The sequence below is a fragment of the Ruegeria sp. CL5 genome (genome assembly GCF_056536485.1).
Map to the genome: position 1 here is coordinate 1 of NZ_JBQFPS010000023.1, position 20,576 is coordinate 20,576.

Here is a 20,576-nt window from a genome sequence, read left to right on the forward strand (position 1 = left end):
CCAGGGTGTTTGAGTCCCCCAAAACAAGCAAAGGGGAAGAATGCTGAGTAAAGTCCTGCACTTCAAACCCAGCACCCGGTGTACCGCCGGCCAGAGTGACGTTGTCGGCCAACGCAATATTTTGCCCACTGATTTTATACATGTGATCAAAGACGAACACATCGCCGGGCTCCAGGGTCCTCGCCAGCGCGGCGAATTCCGCAGAGATGTCCTGGCCAGCTGTCCAGCCGAGATCGGAAGAGTGGATGATTGTCATTCTGGTTACCTATTTACATTGAGGGCAGCCATCACGCGAAGCAAAAGCAACTCGGATGATCCGAGATAGGGCCCGTGGATGATGTTGACGATCGTTTGCTGAGATGATGAGCATCGCCGCGCTTCTAAAGAAGCGGGAAGGCTCAGACATCCAACCAACATCGTGTTTAAACAGGGAACTCGTTCTGAGATGGCACAATTAACCAAACACCTTTGAGGCGGAGGGCTAAACTCTGCAACTTTTGTCATCTCTGCACTCACATACTTTGCCTAAACGCAAAAAAATATCGGTTGTTGTGGCCCGTTCATGGGTCGACTTAGATTTTCGGCCTCAAGGAGACGAATAGTTTCGACCCGGAACTGCCGCAACTCGTTTTGGGACGATACTATGCAAACCGGTGAACTCTTGCTTACCGGCAGGAAAATTTTCGCGCATATGATTTGACTTCGCAGCTGCTTCTCTCCCTTTTTGAGTTGAAGTTTTCCCCAAACGAGGAGACGTGCTGCATGCTTGAGTTTCCCAACGCATTCTTGTTTCTGCGATTTTCTCGTGAGCAATTTCATCCGATGTGGTCAACCTGATAGTTTGCGCCTCATTGCCCCTTTGGTCCATTGGTACGATGTTTCTGGTGCCAACGGACGGTAGTCCATAGCACTATGCGGTTGTTTCGTGATGTAGTGCTTTCTCGAATTTTCAATTATGATTTGCGCATCTTCTAATGAGTGGGAGATTCCCAGGTTCAATAGTTCATCTCTGAACCGAGCGTTGAAACTCTCGACGTAGCGATTCTCCCAAGAACCATCCGGCTCCATGAAGGCTGTCTTGGCCGCGACGGCTCCGCTCCAGTCTCGGACGGCTTGGATGACAAATTCCAGCGCATAGCACCTTTGGAATGAAGTTGGTTGAGAGGCTATGATTGCCTGCGTATCCCCCAAGTAGCGCAACAGGTGATCATAGCCGGGTCTCAGGCCCCTGACTCCGGTCGGCGCTTGATGCTATCAATCCACTAAGCAGTCAGAGATGTCGTATCCAATTTCCACGAAACGGATGTCAACATGACCTTGTTCATCCAAAGGCGGAAATTGGCGATCGTCGCTTCATGAGTGGAGGCTATGAAAGCTCCCGTGCCCTACTTAACCTGAGGTCATCTGACAAAGTCCTTTTGGAATAATCGCCCCCGACTGCATCACGATCTGCGACGCGAGAGAATGCCCGTACTTCATGGCTACGCTAGTATCTCCGGTCTGCAGAAAACGACCCAGAAAACCACCATTAAAACCATCTCCCGCCGCAGTTGTGTCGACCACTTTGTCCACCGCTCGGAACTGCGTATCTGGTTGCGGGCCTTTCAAGCATAGCGGACCTCGATGACCACGTTTCAGAGCCCCATTTTCGATACCATATGTCTGGAAGCGTTTGACAACCTGATGTTCTGAAATCTCGTCAAACAGGGTCAACTCATCATCCAACGAGGGCAAAGCAATGTCACATTGTCGCCAAGCAGCTTCGACCGCGGTCAACGCAACACACATAGATGGCCACAAAGACGGGCGATAATTGCTGTCGAAAACAAACATTCCACCCTTTGCGCGATAGGTTGGCAACCAATCGAGAAAGGCGTGTCGGATATTCGCATCGAGGATCGCAAGTGTGATTGCCGAAGCGTAGATAACGTCATATTTTTCAAGGGACTGAAATGGATGACGTTCATTCTGCTGAAAGAGCAGACGCGCGGCGGATTGATTGCGCCAGTATTGGAAACTACGCTCTCCGGATGGATCTGTTGCGATAGCATAGACACCGGGCAATCGATCTTCGATCCTTCCTAAATCGTTGACGCCAATACCCTCCGCCTGAACAAATCGAGAGATTTCGTCAGAGAAGTGGTCGTTTCCCAGCAGACTGACAAGACTGACACTGTGTTTGGCAGGCAAGGTGCGGCGCAAATAGATCGCTGTGTTTAGCACGTCACCCGCAACTCCGATTCTGGCTGTACCGGGAATGGTAGTGGCAATCAGTTCCATCATGACTTCACCGATGCAGGCGACTTTCAAAGATTTCATTGGCCGTACTCCTTACCGGAACATTGCTTTGCATCAGTGATTGTGTCTGAGGGCGAACTTTCGTTCGATGTCCTGAAATTTAGGTGCTTGACCTAGTACCATGCCTTCCGAAAAGGGTCGGACAGAGTCTCGGAACATTTGCTGCCATGGGGTTTGGCTTGCTGGGGCCTTGAAGCCTCCCGCGTTTTCCAGCGCCCTTCGTCGGTCAGCCAATTCTTCATCGGCGATCAATACATTGACCGTCCGATTGTTCAGATCTACCCGCACCCGATCTCCGGTCTGCAATATTGCGAGACCACCGCCATCGGCTGCCTCGGGCGAAGCGTTCAGGATTGAAGCGGAACCGGATGTTCCCGATTGCCGCCCATCTCCGATACAAGGAAGGGCGTGAACGCCTTGTTTGATGAGGTAGGACGGCGGTCGCATGTTTACCACTTCAGCACCACCCGGATATCCAATAGGCCCTGCACCCCGCATCACCAGAATGCAATTTTCATCGATTTCAAGTTTCGGATCATCAATGGTTTTGTGAAATACCTCTGGCCCGTCAAATACAATGGCGCGCCCTTCAAACGCGTTCGGATCGTTTGGATTGCAAAGATAGCGCCGGCGAAAGGCATCACCGATGACCGAGGTTTTCATAATGGCGCTGTCAAACAGATTGCCCTTCAGATTGAGAAAACCGGCATCCTGCAAAAGAGGATTTTCCACCGAGCGAATTACATCCGCGTTTGTAGCCTCAATCCCGGAGTTGTTTTGGGCGATCGTCTTACCGTTGGCGCAGATCACATCCGGATGCGGCAGCAATCCTGCGCGCATTAGCTCAGCGACAACAGCAGGCACACCACCAGCGCGGAAAAAGTCCTCACCCAAATACTGGCCTGAGGGCTGAACATTTGCCAACAGCGGAATGGCGTGACCCAGACTTTCCCAATCATCATTGGTCAACTCGATACCCAGATGGCGGGCAATTGCGTTCAGGTGAATCGGCGCGTTGGTCGATCCCCCCAGCGCAGAGTTGATGACGATGGCATTCTCGAACGCTTCGCGGGTCATGATCTTACTCGGACGCAAATCCTCTCGCACCATTTCGACAATGCGCAAACCGGTATAGTAGGCCATTTGCCCACGTTCCCGATACGGCGCGGGAATGGCGGCAGAACCCGGAAGTTGCATACCCAGCACCTCGGCGAGCGAGTTCATGGTGGATGCGGTTCCCATTGTATTGCAATAGCCAACTGAAGGGGCGGATGAGGCGGCAAGCTCAAGAAACTCTTCTGCGTCGATTTCACCAGCCGCCAGTTGTTGCCGCGCCTGCCAGATAACACTTCCCGACCCGGCCCGTTCACCCTTGTACCACCCATTCAGCATTGGCCCGACTGACAGCGCAATCGCAGGAACGTTCACGGTCGCCGCAGCCATTAACAGCGCAGGTGTTGTCTTGTCGCATCCAATGGTTAGCACAACCCCATCAATAGGATAGCCAAACAGTGTTTCCACTAGGCCCAGATAGGCCAAGTTCCTGTCCAGCATGGCGGTTGGGCGTTTTCCAGTCTCCTGAATCGGATGCACCGGGACTTCCAGCGCAATACCGCCAGCGGTTCGAATGGCCTCGCGCGTGCGCTGCGCGAGCTCAAGATGATGACGGTTGCAGGGCGAAATGTCGCTGCCGGTCTGGGCGATCGCGATGATCGGTTTGTCGGACCTCAATTCTTCCAGTGTCAGCCCATAATTCAGGTATCGTTCCAGATAAAGAGCCGTCATCTCAGGATCATCGGGATTGTTGAACCACTCACGCGAGCGCAGCTTGGTCATGTCACCGCCCCACCCATGCGCCGTCTTTGGCGGACGAAGATTGGGCCGCCGCTATAAACCACATCCCGCCCAGACCGTCCTGCAAATTCGGGATCAGCGCATTATCGGTGCCCGAGGAAATCACATCGGCGATGTCATTGTAGAGCGTTGCAAAACCTTCCAAATACCCTTCGGGATGTCCTGGCGGGATGCGCGTCCAATCCGGGCCCGTTCCGGCCCCACCCCGGGTCAGAATCTGTTTCGGTTCGCCAAAGCGCGTGTAGCTCATGTGGTTGGGGTTCTCCTGTGCCCATTCGAGCCCACCTTTGTCGCCATAGATGCGCAGGCGCAGACCGTTTTCGCAGCCCACCGCCACCTGACTGGCCCAAAGCATTCCCCGCGCGCCGCCTTCGTATCGCAGCAGGATATGTGCGTTGTCGTCCACCTTTCGGCCAGCACCAAAGCTTTGCAGATCCGCAGACAGCGCCTGAACCTTCTGTCCGGTAACAAAATTGGCCAGATTGAACGCATGGGTGCCGATGTCACCAATTGCTCCGGCCCCGGATCGGGTCGGGTCGGTGCGCCAACCTGCCTGCTTGTTGCCTTCCTGCTCCAGAGGTTCAGTCAGCCAGTCCTGCGCATATTCCGCTTGCACTAGCCTGATTTGCCCCAAATCACCGCGCGCAACCATGGCGCGGGCCTGCCGGATCAGCGGGTAACCCGTGTAGTTGTGGGTCAAAAAGAACCGGGCCTTGCTGGTTTCGGCCGCAACCTTAATCGCATCAGCTTCCTCGCTGCTGGCAGCAAGAGGTTTGTCGCAAATCACGTGGATACCTGCATTCAGGAACGCTGCGCTGGGACCAGCATGCATGTGGTTGGGGGTCACGATGGCAACCGCGTCAATACCATCTGGGCGCACCGCCTCGGCCTTTGCCATATCCTCGTAAGAGGCATATGACCGGCCCGGCGCGATTCCAAGTTCCGCCGCACTGGCCGCCGCCCGATCTGGATCCGAGGACAGCGCCCCGGCAACCAGTTCAAACCGCCCGTCGATACGGGACGCAATCCGGTGCACGGCGCCGATAAAGGCCCCTTGCCCGCCACCAACCATACCCAGTTTCAAACGTGTCATAGCCCCAACATTCCCTTGATCATTACCTCATCCCGCCCACCACCGGCAAAGTCGTCAAAGGCTTTCTGCGTGACCTCGATCAGGTGTTTTTCAATGAATGGCGCGCCTTCGGCCGCGCCTTGTTCGGGGGATTTGATGCAGCATTCCCATTCCAGAACCGCCCAGCTGTCAAAGCCGTATTGGGTCAGTTTCGAAAAGATCCCGGCAAAATCCACCTGGCCATCGCCAAGCGATCGGAACCGGCCCGCGCGGTTCATCCATCCCTGATAGCCGGAATACACGCCTTGCCGCCCGTCCGGATTAAATTCGGCGTCTTTGACATGAAACGCATTGATACGGTCATGGTAGAGATCGATGAACGCCAGATAATCCAACTGCTGCAACAGAAAGTGGCTGGGATCATAGTTGATCATCGCCGCCTCGTGCCCACCGCAGGCATCGACAAACATCTCAAACGTTGCACCGTCAAACACATCCTCACCAGGATGGATTTCGAACCCGATATCCTGCCCGTGATCGGCATAGTGGTTCAGGATAGGAATCCACCGGCGACCAAGTTCGGCAAAGGCTTCCCCGATCAGCCCGTCGGGCCGCTGTGGCCAAGGGTAAAGAAACGGGAACGCCAGAGAGCCGGTGAAACTGACCGTGTGCGTCAGGCCCAGCCGTTCGCTAGCGATCGCGGCTTTCTTCATCTGATCCACTGCCCATGCCTGACGCTTGGCCGGGTTACTGCGGCAGTCTTCCGGCGCAAAGGCATCAAATGCTGCGTCATAGGCCGGGTTTACCGCGACCAATTGGCCTTGCAGGTGGGTCGACAGTTCGGTGATCTCGACCCCTGCATCCGTACAAATACCTTTGACTTCATCGCAATAGGTCTGACTGTCAGCGGCCTTGTCCAAATCAAAAAGACGCGCGTCAAAGGTCGGTATCTGAACCCCTTTGTACCCAAGCCCGGCGGCCCAGGCTGCGATTTCAGAAAGTGAGTTGAACGGCGCGTTATCTGCCGCGAATTGCGCCAGAAACAGAGCTGACCCTTTGATCTGAGTGCTCAATTCGGTCTCCTTGATGTTCGGACGTTAAAGGCTGTGAAGGGCGCTACGGTCGGGCACTTCCAGGCATTGCATGGGTGAAATATCGGGGTTCTGGATCGCCTGAATTGTGGCCTTGGCGAGAAATGCTCCGGTCGTATCCACGTTCTCGTGCACCACAATGATCTCGGGGCGCACAAATTGCAGCATTGGAATGGCCTCTTTCGACACGATGTCGAAATCGCGCCCAACCCGGAAATCCAGGCTTTCCATTCCAGCCACAACCGCCATGGTCGCGTTGGTCGAGGCGCATATGAATCCGTCTATCTTGGGGTCTGCAGCCATCTTTCGCGTCGCCCATTCACGGGTTTCGAATGTGGTGGCATCGCTGTGCACCTGTTGTGCAACATGCAGATTCACACCCTGCTTTTCAGCAGCCGCCTTTGCCCCGTTCACCATTTCCAATGCATAGTTCTGGTCAAGCGGAGGGGCGACCAACACAAGATTCCGACGTCCCTTGCGAACAAGTTCATCAACCCCCAGCCGTGCATATGTGAAATTGTCGAAATCGTAATAGGCATGCTGTCCGGCCCATTTGGTGCGACCATGGGTGGCAAAGGGAAACTTGCGGTCCATAAGGTATCTGGCGCGCGGGTCCTCGGTCCGGACCTGGTTGAAGATGATGCCATCTGCAGTCTGATTTTCGACGATATATCGCACCGACTCCATTGGATCATCATCGGGCAGGATCGGAATCACGTTCAGATGATAAGGGGTCTCGCGAAGGGAAACCCCGATCGACGATAACAGGCGCGCCGTGACATTCATCATTTCACGTTCAGTCGACATCACCAGTGAGATCACATTGGTGCGTCCGGTCCTCAGACCAACGCCAGCGCGGTTCGGGACATAACCGAGGTCTTTGGCGATCTGCCGGATCTTTTTCTTGGTTGATTCGCTGATATCAGGCGCATCCGCCAACGCGCGCGAAACAGTGGGAACCGCCATTCCACTCACTTCCGAAATGGTCTTGAGAGTCGGCTTCCGAGAGCTTGATCTGGGCGCATGGCTTTTATTTTTCATCGTTTTCACCTTCGCTTTGCTGAGGCCGATCAGAACTGCAGGGCGGTATCTGATGGCGTCAAATCTATCCAGAAAGAAAACTGTTGCAAGTACAATCTAAAACGTTATAGAAAAATCTACAACGATTTAGTTGGGAGGAAAATGCAATGAAGATCAAAGCCGCACTGGCAACCACTGCAGCATTTGTTAGCGCTAGCGCTGTTGGCGCAGCCGATCTTGAAGTCACCCATTGGTGGACCTCGGGAGGTGAGGCGGTCGCTGTTTCGGAATTCGCCAAAGCCGTGAATGAAAAGACAGAGCATAACTGGGTGGACGGCGCGATCGCCGGATCCGGTGGTACGGCGCGCCCCATCATCATCAGCCGCATCCTAGGTGGTGACCCAATGGCGGCGACGCAGCTGAATCATGGTCGTCAGGCGGAAGAGCTGATCGAAGCGGGCCTGATGACGGACCTCACTGACTTGGCCGAGGCCGAAGGTTGGAAAGACTTTGTATACCCCTCGTCCCTGCTAGAGGGCTGCACCTACGAAGGGCGTATTTACTGCGTTCCGGTAAACATTCACTCGACCCAATGGCTGTGGCTCAGCCACGACGCGTTTGAAAAGGCCGGTATTGAGGTACCAAAGGACTGGTTCGAATTCGTCGCTGCCGCACCCAAGCTGGAAGAAGCCGGATTGGTGCCGATGGCACAGGGTCAGCAAGGCTGGCAGCAGGCGATCGCGTTCGGCGCATTGTCAATCAGTGTGGTCGGGATCGACACCTGGAGCAAAGTTGTCGTCGAAAAGGATGCCGACGTAGCCGGCGGACCGGAATATGCCAAGGTGTTCCAGGCTTCGGCTGATGCCCGCGAACTGGCACGCAACAGCAACGTTCAGGACTGGAACCTTGCCACCAACATGGTGATCACAGGTAAGGCGGGCGGACAGATCATGGGCGACTGGGCTCAAGGCGAGTTTGCCGTAGCTGGTCAAGTGGCAGGCGAAGACTACACCTGCCTGCCAGGTCTGGGCCTGAACCAGGTCATCGACACCGGTGGCGACGCGTTCTATTTTCCCGTCGTCGACGACCCCGATGTCAAGGCCGCACAGCTTGAGATGGCCTCGATCCTGATCTCGAAGGAGGCGCAGGTCGCCTTTAATCTGGCAAAAGGTTCGCTGCCCGTCCGGGGTGACATTGATCTGTCGACGGCAAATGACTGTATGCAGAAGGGTCTTGCGATCCTTGCAGCGGGCGGCGTGTTGCCCAATGCGGACCAAACTCTGTCCGCAGACACTCAAACTCAGATCAAGGATCTGATGGCCGAGTTCTGGGCTTCGGACATGACCGCCGAAGATGCACAGGCCCGGTACGCGTCGATTATCGCGTCTGCCGACTGAGCCCGACATGTCGGGGCGCGCCTCTCCCCCCGCGCCCCGACCCTTCACGGGGTTTCCTATGACACTTGCAGATACCGCACGCGTATCCGACAACCCGGTACGCCGTCCAAAACAACTGTTTCGCAACCTGAGCGCCAAATTCGCCTCGATCCCGATGATCCTCACGGCGCTGGTGGTGTTCGTTGGCGGAACGGCGTGGACAGTCGCACATTCCTTCACCAAGTCTCGCCTGCTGCCAAAGTGGGACTTTGTTGGACTGGACCAATATGAACGGCTTTGGAACAGCAATCGCTGGATCATTTCAGTCGAAAACCTGTTGATCTACGGTGTGTGTTCGCTGGTTCTGACCATGGTCTTGGGTTTTACCCTCGCGGCCCTTCTGGATCGCAAGATCCGGTTCGAGGGCGCGTTTCGCACCATCTTTCTATATCCATTCGCCCTATCCTTCATCGTTACCGGCCTGGCCTGGCAATGGATCCTGAACCCCGATTTCGGCATTCAGGGCGTTGTGCGCAACATGGGTTGGGAGAGCTTTACTTTCGACCCGCTCAACAATCCGGACATCGTTATCTTCGGCATCCTGATCGCGGGCCTTTGGCAGGGCACCGGTTTTGTAATGGTCATTATGCTGGCCGGTCTGCGCGGAATAGATGAAGACATTTGGAAAGCCGCACGAGTCGATGGCATCGGCATCACCAAAACCTATGTCCGCGTGATCATCCCAATGATGCGCCCTGTTTTCGTGACCGCCTTGGTCATCATCGCCAGCGGCATCATCAAGCTTTACGATCTTGTGGTCGCGCAGACCAATGGCGGCCCGGGCATCGCATCCGAAGTCCCGGCCAAATACGTCATCAACTACATGTTCGAAGCGCAGAACCTTGCGCAAGGCTTTGCTGCCTCAACCATGATGTTGCTGTCGGTCATCATCGTGCTGGTCCCGTGGGCTTATCTGGAATTCGGAGGAAAGAAACGTGGTTGATGCGACATCCCAAACCGCTGGACGGATTCTGGAAGGCCCGCGCGGAAGCAAGCCGAAATCGCGTCTCTCGCGCCGCAACATATTCCTCTATGGCACGTTGCTGTTGGTTTCGATCTACTACCTGCTGCCGCTTTACGTGATGATCGTAACCTCGCTGAAGGGGATGCCGGAAATCCGGTTGGGCAATATCTTTGCGCCACCTGTCGAAATCACTTTTGAGCCGTGGGTAAAGGCCTGGGCAGAGGCCTGTACGGGCATCAACTGCGATGGCCTGAGCCGTGGGTTCGGAAACTCGGTGAAGATCCTGATCCCATCGCTTATCCTGTCTATTTCGATTGCAAGCGTGAACGGCTACGCGCTTGCCAACTGGCGGTTCAAAGGGTCCGAAGTGTTCTTTACCATCCTGATCATCGGGGCCTTCATCCCCTATCAGACCATGCTCTATCCCATCGTGATCATCCTGCGAGAGATCGGGTTGATGGGCTCGCTCTGGGGGCTGGTTCTTGTACACACCGTGTTTGGGATGCCGATCCTGACTCTGCTGTTCCGAAACTACTTCACCTCGCTGCCGGAAGAGCTGTTCAAGGCCGCCCGTGTCGACGGTGCTGGGTTCTGGGGCGTCTATTTCCGGGTGATGCTACCCATGTCGATCCCGATTTTCGTGGTCGCGATGATCCTGCAGGTCACCGGCATCTGGAACGACTTCCTGTTCGGCGTGATTTACACAAAGCCCGAAACTTACCCCATGACGGTGCAGCTGAACAACATCGTGAACTCGGTCCAGGGCATCAAGGAATACAACGTCAACATGGCCGCTACGCTACTGACCGGCCTCGTCCCTCTCGTCATCTACTTTGTCTCCGGCAAACTCTTTGTGCGCGGTATCGCCGCCGGCGCCGTGAAAGGTTGACCCTATGAACATTCATTCCCATTCCGTCGAAGTCCGCGATTTGGACCTACACTTTGGCGAAGTCAAAGTTCTGCAAGAGCTGAACATCGACATCCATGAAGGCGAGTTTCTTGTGCTGCTGGGGTCGTCCGGTTGTGGCAAATCCACCCTGTTGAACTGTATCGCCGGGCTGCTGGACGTGACCGACGGGCAGATTTTCATCAAAGGTCAAAACGTAACCTGGAAGGAACCATCAGACCGTGGCATCGGCATGGTGTTTCAGTCTTATGCGCTGTACCCGCAGATGACTGTTGAAGGAAACCTGTCCTTCGGCCTCAAGAACGCGCGCGTTGCCAGAGATGAGATCGCCAAGCGCGTGGCGCGGGCCGCCGAAATATTGCAGATCGAACCTTTGCTCAAGCGCAAGCCGGGCGCATTGTCCGGCGGTCAGCGCCAGCGCGTCGCCATCGGCCGGGCACTGGTACGTGATGTCGATGTGTTCCTGTTTGACGAGCCGCTCTCGAACCTTGACGCCAAGCTGCGCACCGATCTGCGAGTTGAACTCAAACGTCTGCATCAGCAGCTCAAGAACACCATGATCTATGTGACGCATGATCAGGTCGAAGCGATGACACTTGCGGACCGGATTGCCATCATGAAAGGTGGCAAAATCATGCAATTGGGCAGCCCGGACGAAATCTACAACCGGCCACAAAACATCTATGTCGCAGGTTTCATCGGCAGCCCGGCAATGAACATGATCGAAGGCCGCATCGACAATGGCCATTTCGCCGGACACGACCTGTCGCTGCCGCTGGACGGCTACGAATTCGAAAGATCAGACCACCACGCCGGACCCGTTGTCATCGGTATTCGCCCCGAACATGTTCTGACCGGCGACGCGGTTGAGACTGCTGCAGCACAGGCAGAGGTCGAAGTTCAGATCGTCGAGAAACTGGGTTCGGATACCCTGGTTCACTCCACCCTTGGGTCACACAATCTACGGTTCCGCATGGATGGGCTTAGCCGCGTGGCCGAAGGCGATCGCCTGCGAATTGGTTTCGATACTTCACGCGCTTCGCTGTTTGACGCCGCGACCGAGACGCGACTGTAACCCGCGTCAGATGAAAGGACATATCATGCCTGCTATTTCATATCAGCTTTACGGTTCGCGAAACTGGCCCCTGCCGGACACGCTCGCCATGCTTTACGCAACAGGATTTAACGAGGTCGAAGGATATGGTGCCCTGTTCGCCCAAGCACCTTCGCTCACGGAAGACCTCGCAACGGCGGGGCTGAGAATGCCCACATTGCACTACGGCCTCGCCGACCTTGAACGCGACCCGGGCGCTGCGATTGATCTCGCCCAGGCTGTTGGAGCCGAAGCGGTGTTCGCACCCTTTCTAGATGCCGAAGACCGCCCCACGGATCGCGCCGGTTGGGAAGTATTTGCCGAACGTCTGGTAGCAGCCGGCAAACCGCTGCAAAAGGCCGGGCTGATCTTCGGCTGGCACAATCACGATTTCGAACTGGTCGATCTGGGTGGTGGCGTAACACCGCTGGACATCATTGCCGGGGCCTCGCCCGATCTGAAGCTCGAGCTTGATCTCGGCTGGGTCGTGCGCGCCGGGCTGGACCCGGTACACCTCATCCGAACCTACAGTGATCAGATACATTCGGCGCATATCAAGGACCTCGCGCCGCAAGGCGATTGCGTTGACGAAGACGGTTGGGCCGATGTGGGTTATGGGGTCATGGACTGGACCGCGATCCACGACGCGCTGCAGGACGCCGGTGTCTCTCGTTATGTTATTGAACACGACAACCCCAACGACCACCATCGTTTCGCGTCGCGTTCGCTGGCAACCGTACAAGCCCTTTGAGGATATTCCATGAGCACTCTTGGCGTCGGCATCATCGGATGCGGCAGCATCTCTACTACGTACCTAAAATTTGCGCCCCTTTTTAAAGGGCTGGAAGTCCGTGCGGTCGCGGACATCAATATGAGCGCGGCGCAGTCCCGCGCCAACGAGTATAATATCCGCGCCGAGTCAGTGGATGACCTGCTGGCCGCCAACGACATTGACGTTGTCGTCAATCTAACCATCCCCGAGGCCCACTTCGACCTGACCAAGCGTATTCTCGAGGCCGGAAAACACGCCTATTCAGAAAAACCTCTGGTCCTGACATTGGATCAAGGCAAAGCCCTGCGGGATCTGGCCGAAAGCAAAGGGCTACGCGTGGGCTCGGCACCGGACACGTTTCTGGGTGGTGCGCACCAGCAAGCACGCGCTGTCATCGATGACGGCCAGATCGGCCGCGTGATCGGCGGAACCTGCCACGTGATGTCACGCGGTATGGAGCATTGGCACCCAAACCCAGACTTCTTCTTCCAACCGGGCGCAGGGCCTATCCTTGATCTCGGCCCATACTACATCACCAATTTGATCCAGCTGATCGGTCCGGTTAAGGCCGTCTGCGCCATGACTGCTACAAGTTTTCCCACGCGTACAATCGGCAATGGCACCCGCGAAGGCGAAGAGATCCCGGTCAATACGCCAACCAATATCCACGCGCTTCTTGAATTTGAGAATGGCGCAATCGTAACCTTGGGGGCCAGTTGGGACATCCGCGCTCACACGCATCCTAATATGGAGCTATACGGCACCGAGGGCACGATGCAGGTGCCCGACCCAAACTTCTTCGGCGGAGACGTGATGGTTTCTGATCAAGCTGGCGACCTGCATCCCGTGCCTGGCTCAGAGCATCCATTTGGCGTTCCGAATGAAATCCACGGCGAAGATAGGCTTCTGGCCAACTATCGCACCGCTGGGTTGGCGGACATGGTTCAAGCAATACTGGAAGGACGTTCCCACCGTTGCAATATCGATTTGGCCCTTCACGCGGTTGATGTGATGACGTCCATTCTAGAAGCAGGGGAAGACCGACGCTGGGTTGAATCCTCGACGACATGCACCAGGCCCGATCCGCTAACCGAGATTGACGCGAGGTTAATGCGGGTCCAATAGCCTAACGGGCACTACCCGATAAGTTTGGACTAGTCTCTGCGAGGGCAGGTTGGCCGCCCCTTACGTCAAATCGTATGTGAAGCCTGGGAAAAACGACGCCGTGGATACCGAGGCAATCTGCGAAGCAGTTCGGCACCCGACGATGCAGCTTTGTCGAGATCAAGACGGAGGACCAGCAGGCTATTCTTTCGATACATCGGACACGCAATCTTGCCGTCCGACAGCGCGCGCAGATGGCCAAGATGATCCGCAGCCGGTTGCGCGAGTTTGGGCACATCTTGCCCATCGGGATTGAAGCGGTAACGGCCTTTGCAAAGCGCCACCTTGATGGTGACCACCCGGACATGCCCGAGATCGCTAACGGCCTGCTCGGTATCCAGTGCTATCAGTTCATCGGCTTGAACGCGCGCATCGAAGACTAATCCAAGGTGATCGAACAGCACGCCTTGCTCAATGCAGACGCGCGCAAGTTGATCCGCATGCCTGAAATTGGGCCAATCAGGGCATCGGCAATTGTTGCCACGATCGGGGGTGCACATCCGTCCCGACAGGCCGCGATCTGGCTGCCTGGCCAATTCTAACACTGCTCAACAAGTCGAGTAGTGGCAAGGAATGTTTGTGCAAGGTCTCCGGGAAAGGCGATCGCTACATTCGAAAGCTACTGGTCGTCAGTATGACATCGCGCGGCGTCATGGCGAAGCGCGTGCCCGAGAAGGTCGATCTGTGGTCGGCGAAGATCATCGCAGACAAACCGTTCCAATTGGCAACAACCACCATGGCCAACAAGACCGCCCGGATCGTCTGGGCAGTGCTCTCCCGCAACGAGCCCTACAGTCCACGTGCTGCCGATAGAGACGAAAGGAATAATGAGTTCGCAAGACCCGCGAGATGATGGTGCATAAGTCAGCCGCAAAAACCAGGACACTCCGCCGAATGGCGCGGGCAAAATAGCCCGCATTGCTGATAGGAACTTGGTTTGCGGAACCCATCAGGGCCAGCGGTCAAAACCGCGCAAACAGGCCGGACACATGACTGCTTCTGACAAATACACAAATCAGATCAAAAAGGATCTTGCTATGCAGGAGCCATCCACACAAGCAATTCACCGCGGGAGAGAGCCTGTCAAGTCGAACAGTCGAAAGCAGACATTCAAAGCAAGCCCAATCGACATCATACACCGGGCTCGGAAGACTGAATGCGGTCGGATAAAGCGTTTAGAACGAAGTTGTAGTTTTCACAAAACTCTATCAATACGCTCGCGCTATCACTTTTAGCGGTCGACTTCTTCCTAATCACTCCTTTGCACCCTGCTTTAGGAGGAACTGGTTCTTGAAATTCTTCAGCCCCGGCATGACGTCGGCGTTGGCAATATCGTTACTCGCGTGGATTTCATGTTCCAGAAAATCCTTTAATGCTTCGCTATCGTCGCTCACCAACTCGATAATCAGATCATAACGACCTGCGACCCACAGGATGAATACAACACGTGGGTTTCTTTCAAGTCGCTCGGCCACCTGTCTTGGGGTCACGCCGGTCGCCACGTTCAAGCCAATCATCGCGTCAGTGGTGTATTCCGTTGCCACCGGATCCGACATCGCAACAATCCGCAGCATGTTGTTGTCTCGCAGTCCGCTCACCCTGTTGCGAATGGTTCCCTCCGACACATCCAGTTGCTGCGCAATTTCAGAAAATGCCATCCGACCATCCTGCTGTAAGAGCCGGATGATCTGCTGGTTTAAATCATCCTTGGGGGATCGAATGCTCTGGGCGGCGCGCGCGTTCGGTTGCTTTTTGACTGACATAGGCCTGATGCTCGATTGCTGTATTCGCAGCCAAGGTTAAGAGAGCGCATCGAAATCCGCAATTAACTCTTAGGGATCCTCTGGAAGGAAGTGCGGAAAACGACATGCTTTGATCTTCTCGCCACAGTTTCCGAAGGCCAGATTGCCGAAATTTCTATTATTTAATGCTGGATTTGTGGATCTAACAGCCAGCGCAACTAAATTATTCGAAATTCGTATCGAAATGCCGCTTTTTGACCAGATCGCCTCCGATTCTTACCCGATAATTCATTGCATAAGCGAATATCGAAGGAGAATAGCCCGAAATAATGCGATATTCGTAGAGTTAGAATCTAAACCCGTCGCGGCGGTACAGAGCCTGCAAACAGGCCATCCGCGAGAAACGGTGAACCCATGCGCATGCCGTTGGATCGGCGGATGCTGGTGTCAGTGTCGAAGGGAGGACAAATGACAATTGCCGAGCGAAAAGTACGGGCGTCTTGCGGGCCTCAGCACGGTCTGACCGCCGACGCATATCGCAGCGAGGAGTTCTGGCAACGGGAATGCCAGACGGTTTTAGCCAAGAACTGGGTGTTTGTCGGATTTGCCCATCAGATGAGCAACCCAGGCGATGCACAACCTATCACCTGTGCCGGCTTGCCCCTGCTGGCGGTGCGTGGTCGTGAGGGCGACATTCTGGTGTTTCACAATGTTTGTCTGCACCGCTGCATGACGCTGGTTGATAGGCCCAAGAATGTCGGCAAACTGATCCGCTGCCCCTATCATGCCTGGGCCTATGATCTGGATGGCCGCCTGCGGGCTGCTCCACATTTTGCAGGCACCGGCAAGCAAGAATTCGACGGATTTGACATCAAAGAGCATCGGCTGAAACCCGTACGCACTTATGTCTGGCATGACTGGATTTTCGTCAATCTGGATGGGAACGCGCCTGAATTCGAAGACTATGCCGCGCCATTGATCAACCAGTTGTCGGGGATGGATTACAGCAAATTGGAACCCATTGGTCTGCTCGATTTTGGTGAGATCGACACCAACTGGAAGCTGATAATGGAGAACTTTATCGAGCCTTACCACGTCCAGTTTGTACATTCCTCGACGACGGATCAGCCGTTGGAGGATCACTATACTATCATTGATGGCACCTGCATCGGTAGCGCAGTGGACCTTGAGGAAGAATTAGGCACATCTGGCAGCTTGGGTGTGAGCTCGCGCTATCTGACGCTGTATCCCAACTTTATCCTTGGCCGCTATTTCCCGGATCAGCTGGGCGTCTATCTTAACGTGCCCATCGGTCCCGGAAAGATGCGCCAGTACCGAGCGCTTTACACCACTGAAGGCCAAAAGTTGAGCGCTGAGGAAATTGAGGCCCTCAGAAACCTCTGGTGGGACGTCCACAAGGAAGATCACGAGATGGTTGAACGCATGTTTGAGGGCCGCAAATCCCCGGTCGCCGAAGATGGGGGCCTGTTGTCGCCTGCCTGGGAAGATAGCGTGCGCGCCTTTCAGGATTTGATCGAGCGTGACGTGGCCGGCGCCTAAGTAAGAAGGAACAAGATCAATGAGCAACTCCATATCCAAAGGGTTTCGTCTGGCCCATACGATGATGCGGGTCACAGACATGGAGAAGTCGCTGGATTTCTATTGCGGAATCTTGGGCATGGAGGTGCTGCGGCGCACGGATTATCCCGAAGGGAAATTCACCAATACGTTTATCGGTTATGGGCCTGAGGCTGAGTTTCCCACGCTGGAGCTGACCGCCAATTGGGATCAGGACACGCCTTATGACAAGGGCGACGGTTGGGGTCATATCTGCATTGAAACTCCAGACGTTTACGCCGCCTGCGAGCAACTGGCAGCAGCCGGTGTAAACATCACCCGCCCGCCGGGGCCAATGAAAAACGGTACAAGGGTCATCGCCTTCTGCGAGGATCCTGATGGTTACAAGGTCGAATTGAACGAATCCATACTGAAACACTTGGCGCAGGAAGGCTGACCCAATGGGTGATACACCTCAACTTTTCAAATTCGACCTGGTTCAGAAACGCTACGACACGATGGGCGACAGCGATACGTACATTAAACCGATGGTGACCAGCGAGTTCAGCAAGTCGATGTGCGGTGGCATCAACGTTCTGAACAACATCAAGGTGCCGTGGGATCTGACCTGCGACGAGATCATTTATTGCCTCGAGGGGACGTTCCGATTGGTCTGTGACGGCAAAAGCTATGTCTGCAATCGTGGTGACGTGCTGTTTGTCCCCAAGGACAATCACATTTCCTACGAGGCGGACGGCAAATGCGTGATCTTCTATGCCGCCTACCCACACAACTGGAAACAACTGGCGGGGATCACACAAGTTCCCGGCATTGACCCTGACGATTTTGTTCCCGGCTGAACATTTTTCCGCCGTGTGACCGAGCAAACGAAACCTGAACCAACACCGAGGTGTCACCTCGGTGAAGTAAATCCAATTGCTATTCGATGGGAGGACGCCGAATGCCCAAGGACAATGCCAACGCCCGTATTTACTACGAGACATTTCACGACGCAGTAGAGCGGAACCGCCCGCGTATCCCAGAAGTTCAACAACGTTTGGAAGAGGCCGGCGTCAAATATGTGATGGCTGCCTGGATCGACCTGCACGGCATTCCAAAAACCAAGCCCGTCCCGATGAGCGATTTTGAACCGCTATGCCTCGGGAAAGGACCGCAATTTGCGGTGCATTCGATTTCTTACGTGCCCGAACTGAGCCCCGCTGACAGCGATCAGGTGGTGGTGCCGGATCTTGACGCCGTCTACGTCTGTCCGTGGGACACATCGATGGCAATCATCTTCTCTGATCTGTATTGGGAAGACGCACCTTACAATGTCTGCCCGCGTCAGGCCCTGAAACGCGCCATGCACGAGGCTGCGCTGGAAGGATACACAGGCTATGCCGGTGTCGAACCCGAGTTCATCGTGATGAAATATGACGATGCCGGCCAACCAGTGAAGGCCTTTGACGACGACCCTGCTATCGGCGTCCGTCCACGCCGTCAGGCATTTGGCTATGACGTTGAATACTCGATCGACTCGATGGCATTTTTGAAAGACATGATCGACATCATCGAAGGTCTGGGTTGGAACCTGCATGACGTAGTCGCCGAGGGTGCGTATTCACAATTCGAACTGGATTTTCACTATACCAACATGCTGGAGATGTCCGACCGTCTGGCGTTTCTGCGGATCACCTTGAAAGAGGTGGCAAAAAAGCACGGGATGTTCGTAACCTTTATGCCAAAACCGACAGTTGGCGACTGGCGATCGGGTGCGCATATTAACATGTCGATGCAACATGAAAGCCGCCCCGGTGAAAACATCTTTGAAACCCCCGACGGGGAATGGAGCGACGAAAGCCGCTGGGCCGTTGGCGGGTTGATGCAGCACGCCGAAGCGATCACCGCGATCACCTGTCCGACGGTGAATTCCTATAACGGGTTGGTGCCTCGTGTCGGTGGGTTTGAGGGTGGGACTGTCACCTGGGCCCCGACCAATATCACCTATGGTTTCAACAATCGCTCTGCCCAGTTCCGCCTGCCGCAAAGCCGCCATTGCATCGAAAACCGCGCCTGCGATATGACCATGAACGTCTATCTGGCGATGGCGATGCACCTGAGTTGCAGTGTCAAGGGGATCAAACACAAGATCGACCCAGGCAAACCAACGGATTTTGATCTCTACTCAAAAACCGAAGCTGAACTTGCTGAACTGGGGATCCGTCGATTGCCTCGCACTCTGTTCAATGCGATCGAGGCTTTACGGGGCGACACCATGGCAGAACATGTGATGGGACCCGTGATGCGTCAGTCCTACCTAGAATACAAGAATGATGAGTGGGAGCGATACCACCAATCGGTCACCGATTGGGAAGTGCAGGAATACCTTCGGCTCTACTAAAAGCGGGAAGGGCCAGACAATGGCGGATTATCAGATCTACGAGTTGGGTGACCTTTCGCTCTTGTCGGGTGAGATGCTCAAGGATGCCAAGCTCGCCTATCAGACCTACGGCACATGGTCTGCGGCAGGTGACAATGTCATCGTCCTGCCGACATTTTACACCGGCACAAATACCCGCAACGAAGGCTTCTTTGGTCCGGGTCGCGCGATTGATCCGGCGCGGCATTTCATCGTCAGCCCCAACCTGTTTGGCAATGGACGTTCGTCATCACCATCGAATACGCCTGCACCGCAGGACGGGCCGCGGTTTCCGCTGGTACAAATGTGGGACAACATTGCTGCCCAGCACCGGTTGGTCCACGAACATCTGGGGATCGAAAAAATCGCCCTTGTTGCGGGTTGGTCTATGGCGGGCTGTCAGTCCTACCAGTGGGCAGCGCAATACCCGGACATGGTTCAGGCGATTCTGCCATTCTGTGCCTCAGCCAAAACCTCACCACACAATTTCGTCTTTCTCGAAGGGGTTAAGGCTGCCCTTTGCGCGGATCAAAATTGGAACGGTGGCAATTATGACAGCCCACCCGAAGCAGGGCTGAAGGCCTTTGGTCGAGTTTACGCAGGCTGGGCTTTCTCTCAGACCTTTTATCGCGAGGGACTTTATCGGCAGATGGGTTTCGAAACTATCGAGGAGTTGTTGCAGGATTGGGAGCGTGATCATGTGCAGGGCTGGGATGCCAACGACCTGTTGGCAAAGCTTGCAACCTGGCAGGCAGGCGATATCTCTGCCGGACCGCTTTACAATGGGGATTACAAACTGGCACTGGGTGCCATCAAAGCTCGTGCCATCCTGATGCCTTGCACGCAGGATTTATACTTTCCACCAGAAGACAATGAAATTGAAGCCAGCTTCATGCCCAACGCCATCTTCCGCCCGCATCATTCGCCCTGGGGCCATTGTGCTTCAAACCCAGGAAGTGACAAGGGCTTCACGACGCAGCTAGATGCCAATATTCGTGAACTTCTTGGACAATAGAAGCCGGCATATAACTGCGGGACTATTCCAAAGGCTTGACGGCTGCCCCTTTCATTCAATCGAATTGCTTGTGTGGATGGCTCCTGCATAGCAAGATCCTTTTTGATCTGATTTGTATATTTGTCAGAAGCAGTCATGTGTCCGGCCTGTTTGCGCGGTTTTGACCGCTGGC

At 55.0% G+C, this 20,576-nt stretch carries 20 protein-coding genes and 2 pseudogenes; 13 read left to right on the forward strand and 9 right to left on the reverse strand.

Annotation, left to right across the window (positions count from 1 at the left end):
• The 7 genes and pseudogenes from ACR0IU_RS21895 to ACR0IU_RS21925 form a co-directional block, all read right to left on the reverse strand.
• Nucleotides 1–256: hypothetical protein (locus ACR0IU_RS21895; protein ID WP_480717748.1), on the reverse strand; the 256-nt coding region annotated here is incomplete at its 3' end.
• Between the two features lie 572 nt (nucleotides 257–828).
• Nucleotides 829–1,128, reverse strand: a pseudogene (locus ACR0IU_RS21900) (integrase core domain-containing protein); the annotation flags it as partial.
• A 261-nt stretch (nucleotides 1,129–1,389) separates the two neighbouring features.
• Nucleotides 1,390–2,319 (reverse strand): sugar kinase, encoded by a 930-nt coding sequence (locus ACR0IU_RS21905; RefSeq protein WP_480717749.1) that lies wholly within the window; start codon nucleotides 2,317–2,319, stop codon nucleotides 1,390–1,392.
• Nucleotides 2,320–2,352: 33 nt separating this feature from the next.
• A complete protein-coding gene (locus ACR0IU_RS21910; RefSeq protein ID WP_480717750.1) occupies nucleotides 2,353–4,134 on the reverse strand; it encodes an IlvD/Edd family dehydratase in 1,782 nt (593 codons plus the stop codon).
• Between the two features lies 1 nt (nucleotide 4,135).
• Nucleotides 4,136–5,245 carry a Gfo/Idh/MocA family protein gene (locus ACR0IU_RS21915; protein WP_480717751.1) on the reverse strand — a complete coding sequence of 370 codons (1,110 nt, stop codon included), beginning with the start codon at nucleotides 5,243–5,245 and terminating at the stop codon, nucleotides 4,136–4,138.
• Nucleotides 5,242–6,297, reverse strand: a complete 1,056-nt coding sequence (locus ACR0IU_RS21920; RefSeq protein ID WP_480717752.1) for a sugar phosphate isomerase/epimerase family protein — start codon at nucleotides 6,295–6,297, stop codon at nucleotides 5,242–5,244. The genes ACR0IU_RS21915 and ACR0IU_RS21920 overlap by 4 nt, the downstream gene beginning before the upstream one ends.
• A gap of 24 nt (nucleotides 6,298–6,321) precedes the next feature.
• Nucleotides 6,322–7,356, reverse strand: a complete 1,035-nt coding sequence (locus ACR0IU_RS21925; RefSeq protein WP_170780556.1) for a LacI family transcriptional regulator — start codon at nucleotides 7,354–7,356, stop codon at nucleotides 6,322–6,324.
• A gap of 146 nt (nucleotides 7,357–7,502) precedes the next feature.
• Here ACR0IU_RS21925 and ACR0IU_RS21930 point away from each other — a divergent pair, with 146 nt between their 5' ends.
• The 6 genes from ACR0IU_RS21930 to ACR0IU_RS21955 are packed head-to-tail and all read left to right on the forward strand — an operon-like array spanning nucleotide 7,503 to nucleotide 13,632.
• Entirely contained in the window at nucleotides 7,503–8,732 is a 1,230-nt protein-coding gene (locus tag ACR0IU_RS21930; protein ID WP_170780557.1) for an ABC transporter substrate-binding protein, read from the forward strand.
• Between the two features lie 58 nt (nucleotides 8,733–8,790).
• Nucleotides 8,791–9,714, forward strand: coding sequence for a carbohydrate ABC transporter permease (locus ACR0IU_RS21935; protein WP_170780558.1), 924 nt, complete (start codon nucleotides 8,791–8,793; stop codon nucleotides 9,712–9,714).
• Complete coding sequence (locus ACR0IU_RS21940) at nucleotides 9,707–10,624, forward strand: carbohydrate ABC transporter permease (protein ID WP_170780559.1); 918 nt, start codon at nucleotides 9,707–9,709, stop codon at nucleotides 10,622–10,624. The genes ACR0IU_RS21935 and ACR0IU_RS21940 overlap by 8 nt, the downstream gene beginning before the upstream one ends.
• Nucleotides 10,625–10,628: 4 nt before the next feature.
• Entirely contained in the window at nucleotides 10,629–11,717 is a 1,089-nt protein-coding gene (locus ACR0IU_RS21945) for an ABC transporter ATP-binding protein (RefSeq protein ID WP_170780560.1), read from the forward strand.
• Between the two features lie 25 nt (nucleotides 11,718–11,742).
• Complete coding sequence (locus ACR0IU_RS21950) at nucleotides 11,743–12,486, forward strand: sugar phosphate isomerase/epimerase family protein (protein WP_480654319.1); 744 nt, start codon at nucleotides 11,743–11,745, stop codon at nucleotides 12,484–12,486.
• A 9-nt stretch (nucleotides 12,487–12,495) separates the two neighbouring features.
• A complete protein-coding gene (locus tag ACR0IU_RS21955) occupies nucleotides 12,496–13,632 on the forward strand; it encodes a Gfo/Idh/MocA family protein (protein WP_480717753.1) in 1,137 nt (378 codons plus the stop codon).
• Nucleotides 13,633–13,697: 65 nt separating this feature from the next.
• Here ACR0IU_RS21955 and ACR0IU_RS21960 read toward each other — a convergent pair whose 3' ends face one another.
• Nucleotides 13,698–14,075: a hypothetical protein gene (locus ACR0IU_RS21960; protein WP_480717754.1), complete on the reverse strand. Its 378-nt coding sequence runs from the start codon at nucleotides 14,073–14,075 to the stop codon at nucleotides 13,698–13,700.
• A gap of 62 nt (nucleotides 14,076–14,137) precedes the next feature.
• Between ACR0IU_RS21960 and ACR0IU_RS21965 the strand changes: the two are divergent.
• Nucleotides 14,138–14,302: pseudogene (locus ACR0IU_RS21965) on the forward strand (transposase); the annotation flags it as partial.
• A gap of 3 nt (nucleotides 14,303–14,305) precedes the next feature.
• Complete coding sequence (locus ACR0IU_RS21970; RefSeq protein WP_480717755.1) at nucleotides 14,306–14,524, forward strand: hypothetical protein; 219 nt, start codon at nucleotides 14,306–14,308, stop codon at nucleotides 14,522–14,524.
• A 400-nt stretch (nucleotides 14,525–14,924) separates the two neighbouring features.
• On the opposite strand, the gene ACR0IU_RS21975 is transcribed toward ACR0IU_RS21970, so the two are convergent.
• On the reverse strand, nucleotides 14,925–15,392 hold the full coding sequence (locus tag ACR0IU_RS21975) for an Lrp/AsnC family transcriptional regulator (RefSeq protein ID WP_480717759.1): 468 nt from the start codon (nucleotides 15,390–15,392) through the stop codon (nucleotides 14,925–14,927).
• Nucleotides 15,393–15,881: 489 nt separating this feature from the next.
• On the opposite strand from ACR0IU_RS21975, the gene ACR0IU_RS21980 reads away from it, so the two are divergent.
• The 5 genes from ACR0IU_RS21980 (at nucleotide 15,882) to ACR0IU_RS22000 (ending at nucleotide 20,404) form a co-directional block, all read left to right on the forward strand.
• Nucleotides 15,882–16,973 (forward strand): aromatic ring-hydroxylating oxygenase subunit alpha, encoded by a 1,092-nt coding sequence (locus tag ACR0IU_RS21980; protein WP_480717756.1) that lies wholly within the window; start codon nucleotides 15,882–15,884, stop codon nucleotides 16,971–16,973.
• 19 nt (nucleotides 16,974–16,992) lie between these two features.
• Nucleotides 16,993–17,427 (forward strand): lactoylglutathione lyase, encoded by a 435-nt coding sequence (gene gloA / locus ACR0IU_RS21985; RefSeq protein ID WP_010440370.1) that lies wholly within the window; start codon nucleotides 16,993–16,995, stop codon nucleotides 17,425–17,427.
• Between the two features lie 4 nt (nucleotides 17,428–17,431).
• A complete protein-coding gene (locus ACR0IU_RS21990) occupies nucleotides 17,432–17,830 on the forward strand; it encodes a cupin domain-containing protein (RefSeq protein ID WP_010440369.1) in 399 nt (132 codons plus the stop codon).
• 101 nt (nucleotides 17,831–17,931) lie between these two features.
• A complete protein-coding gene (locus tag ACR0IU_RS21995; protein WP_480717757.1) occupies nucleotides 17,932–19,371 on the forward strand; it encodes a glutamine synthetase family protein in 1,440 nt (479 codons plus the stop codon).
• A 19-nt stretch (nucleotides 19,372–19,390) separates the two neighbouring features.
• On the forward strand, nucleotides 19,391–20,404 hold the full coding sequence (locus ACR0IU_RS22000; protein WP_480717758.1) for an alpha/beta fold hydrolase: 1,014 nt from the start codon (nucleotides 19,391–19,393) through the stop codon (nucleotides 20,402–20,404).
• The last annotated feature ends 172 nt before the right edge of the window (nucleotides 20,405–20,576 follow it).

Excerpts from the sequence above, each read along its gene's own strand:
- ACR0IU_RS21950 (WP_480654319.1), top strand. The coding sequence starts at position 11,743 with ATGCCTGCTATTTCATATCAGCTTTACGGTTCGCGAAACTGGCCCCTG.
- ACR0IU_RS21925 (WP_170780556.1), bottom strand. The coding sequence starts at position 7,356 with ATGAAAAATAAAAGCCATGCGCCCAGATCAAGCTCTCGGAAGCCGACT.
- ACR0IU_RS22000 (WP_480717758.1), top strand. The coding sequence starts at position 19,391 with ATGGCGGATTATCAGATCTACGAGTTGGGTGACCTTTCGCTCTTGTCG.
- ACR0IU_RS21910 (WP_480717750.1), bottom strand. The coding sequence starts at position 4,134 with ATGACCAAGCTGCGCTCGCGTGAGTGGTTCAACAATCCCGATGATCCT.
- ACR0IU_RS21970 (WP_480717755.1), top strand. The coding sequence starts at position 14,306 with ATGACATCGCGCGGCGTCATGGCGAAGCGCGTGCCCGAGAAGGTCGAT.
- ACR0IU_RS21945 (WP_170780560.1), top strand. The coding sequence starts at position 10,629 with ATGAACATTCATTCCCATTCCGTCGAAGTCCGCGATTTGGACCTACAC.
- ACR0IU_RS21980 (WP_480717756.1), top strand. The coding sequence starts at position 15,882 with ATGACAATTGCCGAGCGAAAAGTACGGGCGTCTTGCGGGCCTCAGCAC.
- ACR0IU_RS21990 (WP_010440369.1), top strand. The coding sequence starts at position 17,432 with ATGGGTGATACACCTCAACTTTTCAAATTCGACCTGGTTCAGAAACGC.
- ACR0IU_RS21915 (WP_480717751.1), bottom strand. The coding sequence starts at position 5,245 with ATGACACGTTTGAAACTGGGTATGGTTGGTGGCGGGCAAGGGGCCTTT.
- ACR0IU_RS21955 (WP_480717753.1), top strand. The coding sequence starts at position 12,496 with ATGAGCACTCTTGGCGTCGGCATCATCGGATGCGGCAGCATCTCTACT.
- ACR0IU_RS21995 (WP_480717757.1), top strand. The coding sequence starts at position 17,932 with ATGCCCAAGGACAATGCCAACGCCCGTATTTACTACGAGACATTTCAC.
- ACR0IU_RS21905 (WP_480717749.1), bottom strand. The coding sequence starts at position 2,319 with ATGAAATCTTTGAAAGTCGCCTGCATCGGTGAAGTCATGATGGAACTG.
- ACR0IU_RS21935 (WP_170780558.1), top strand. The coding sequence starts at position 8,791 with ATGACACTTGCAGATACCGCACGCGTATCCGACAACCCGGTACGCCGT.
- gloA (WP_010440370.1), top strand. The coding sequence starts at position 16,993 with ATGAGCAACTCCATATCCAAAGGGTTTCGTCTGGCCCATACGATGATG.
- ACR0IU_RS21930 (WP_170780557.1), top strand. The coding sequence starts at position 7,503 with ATGAAGATCAAAGCCGCACTGGCAACCACTGCAGCATTTGTTAGCGCT.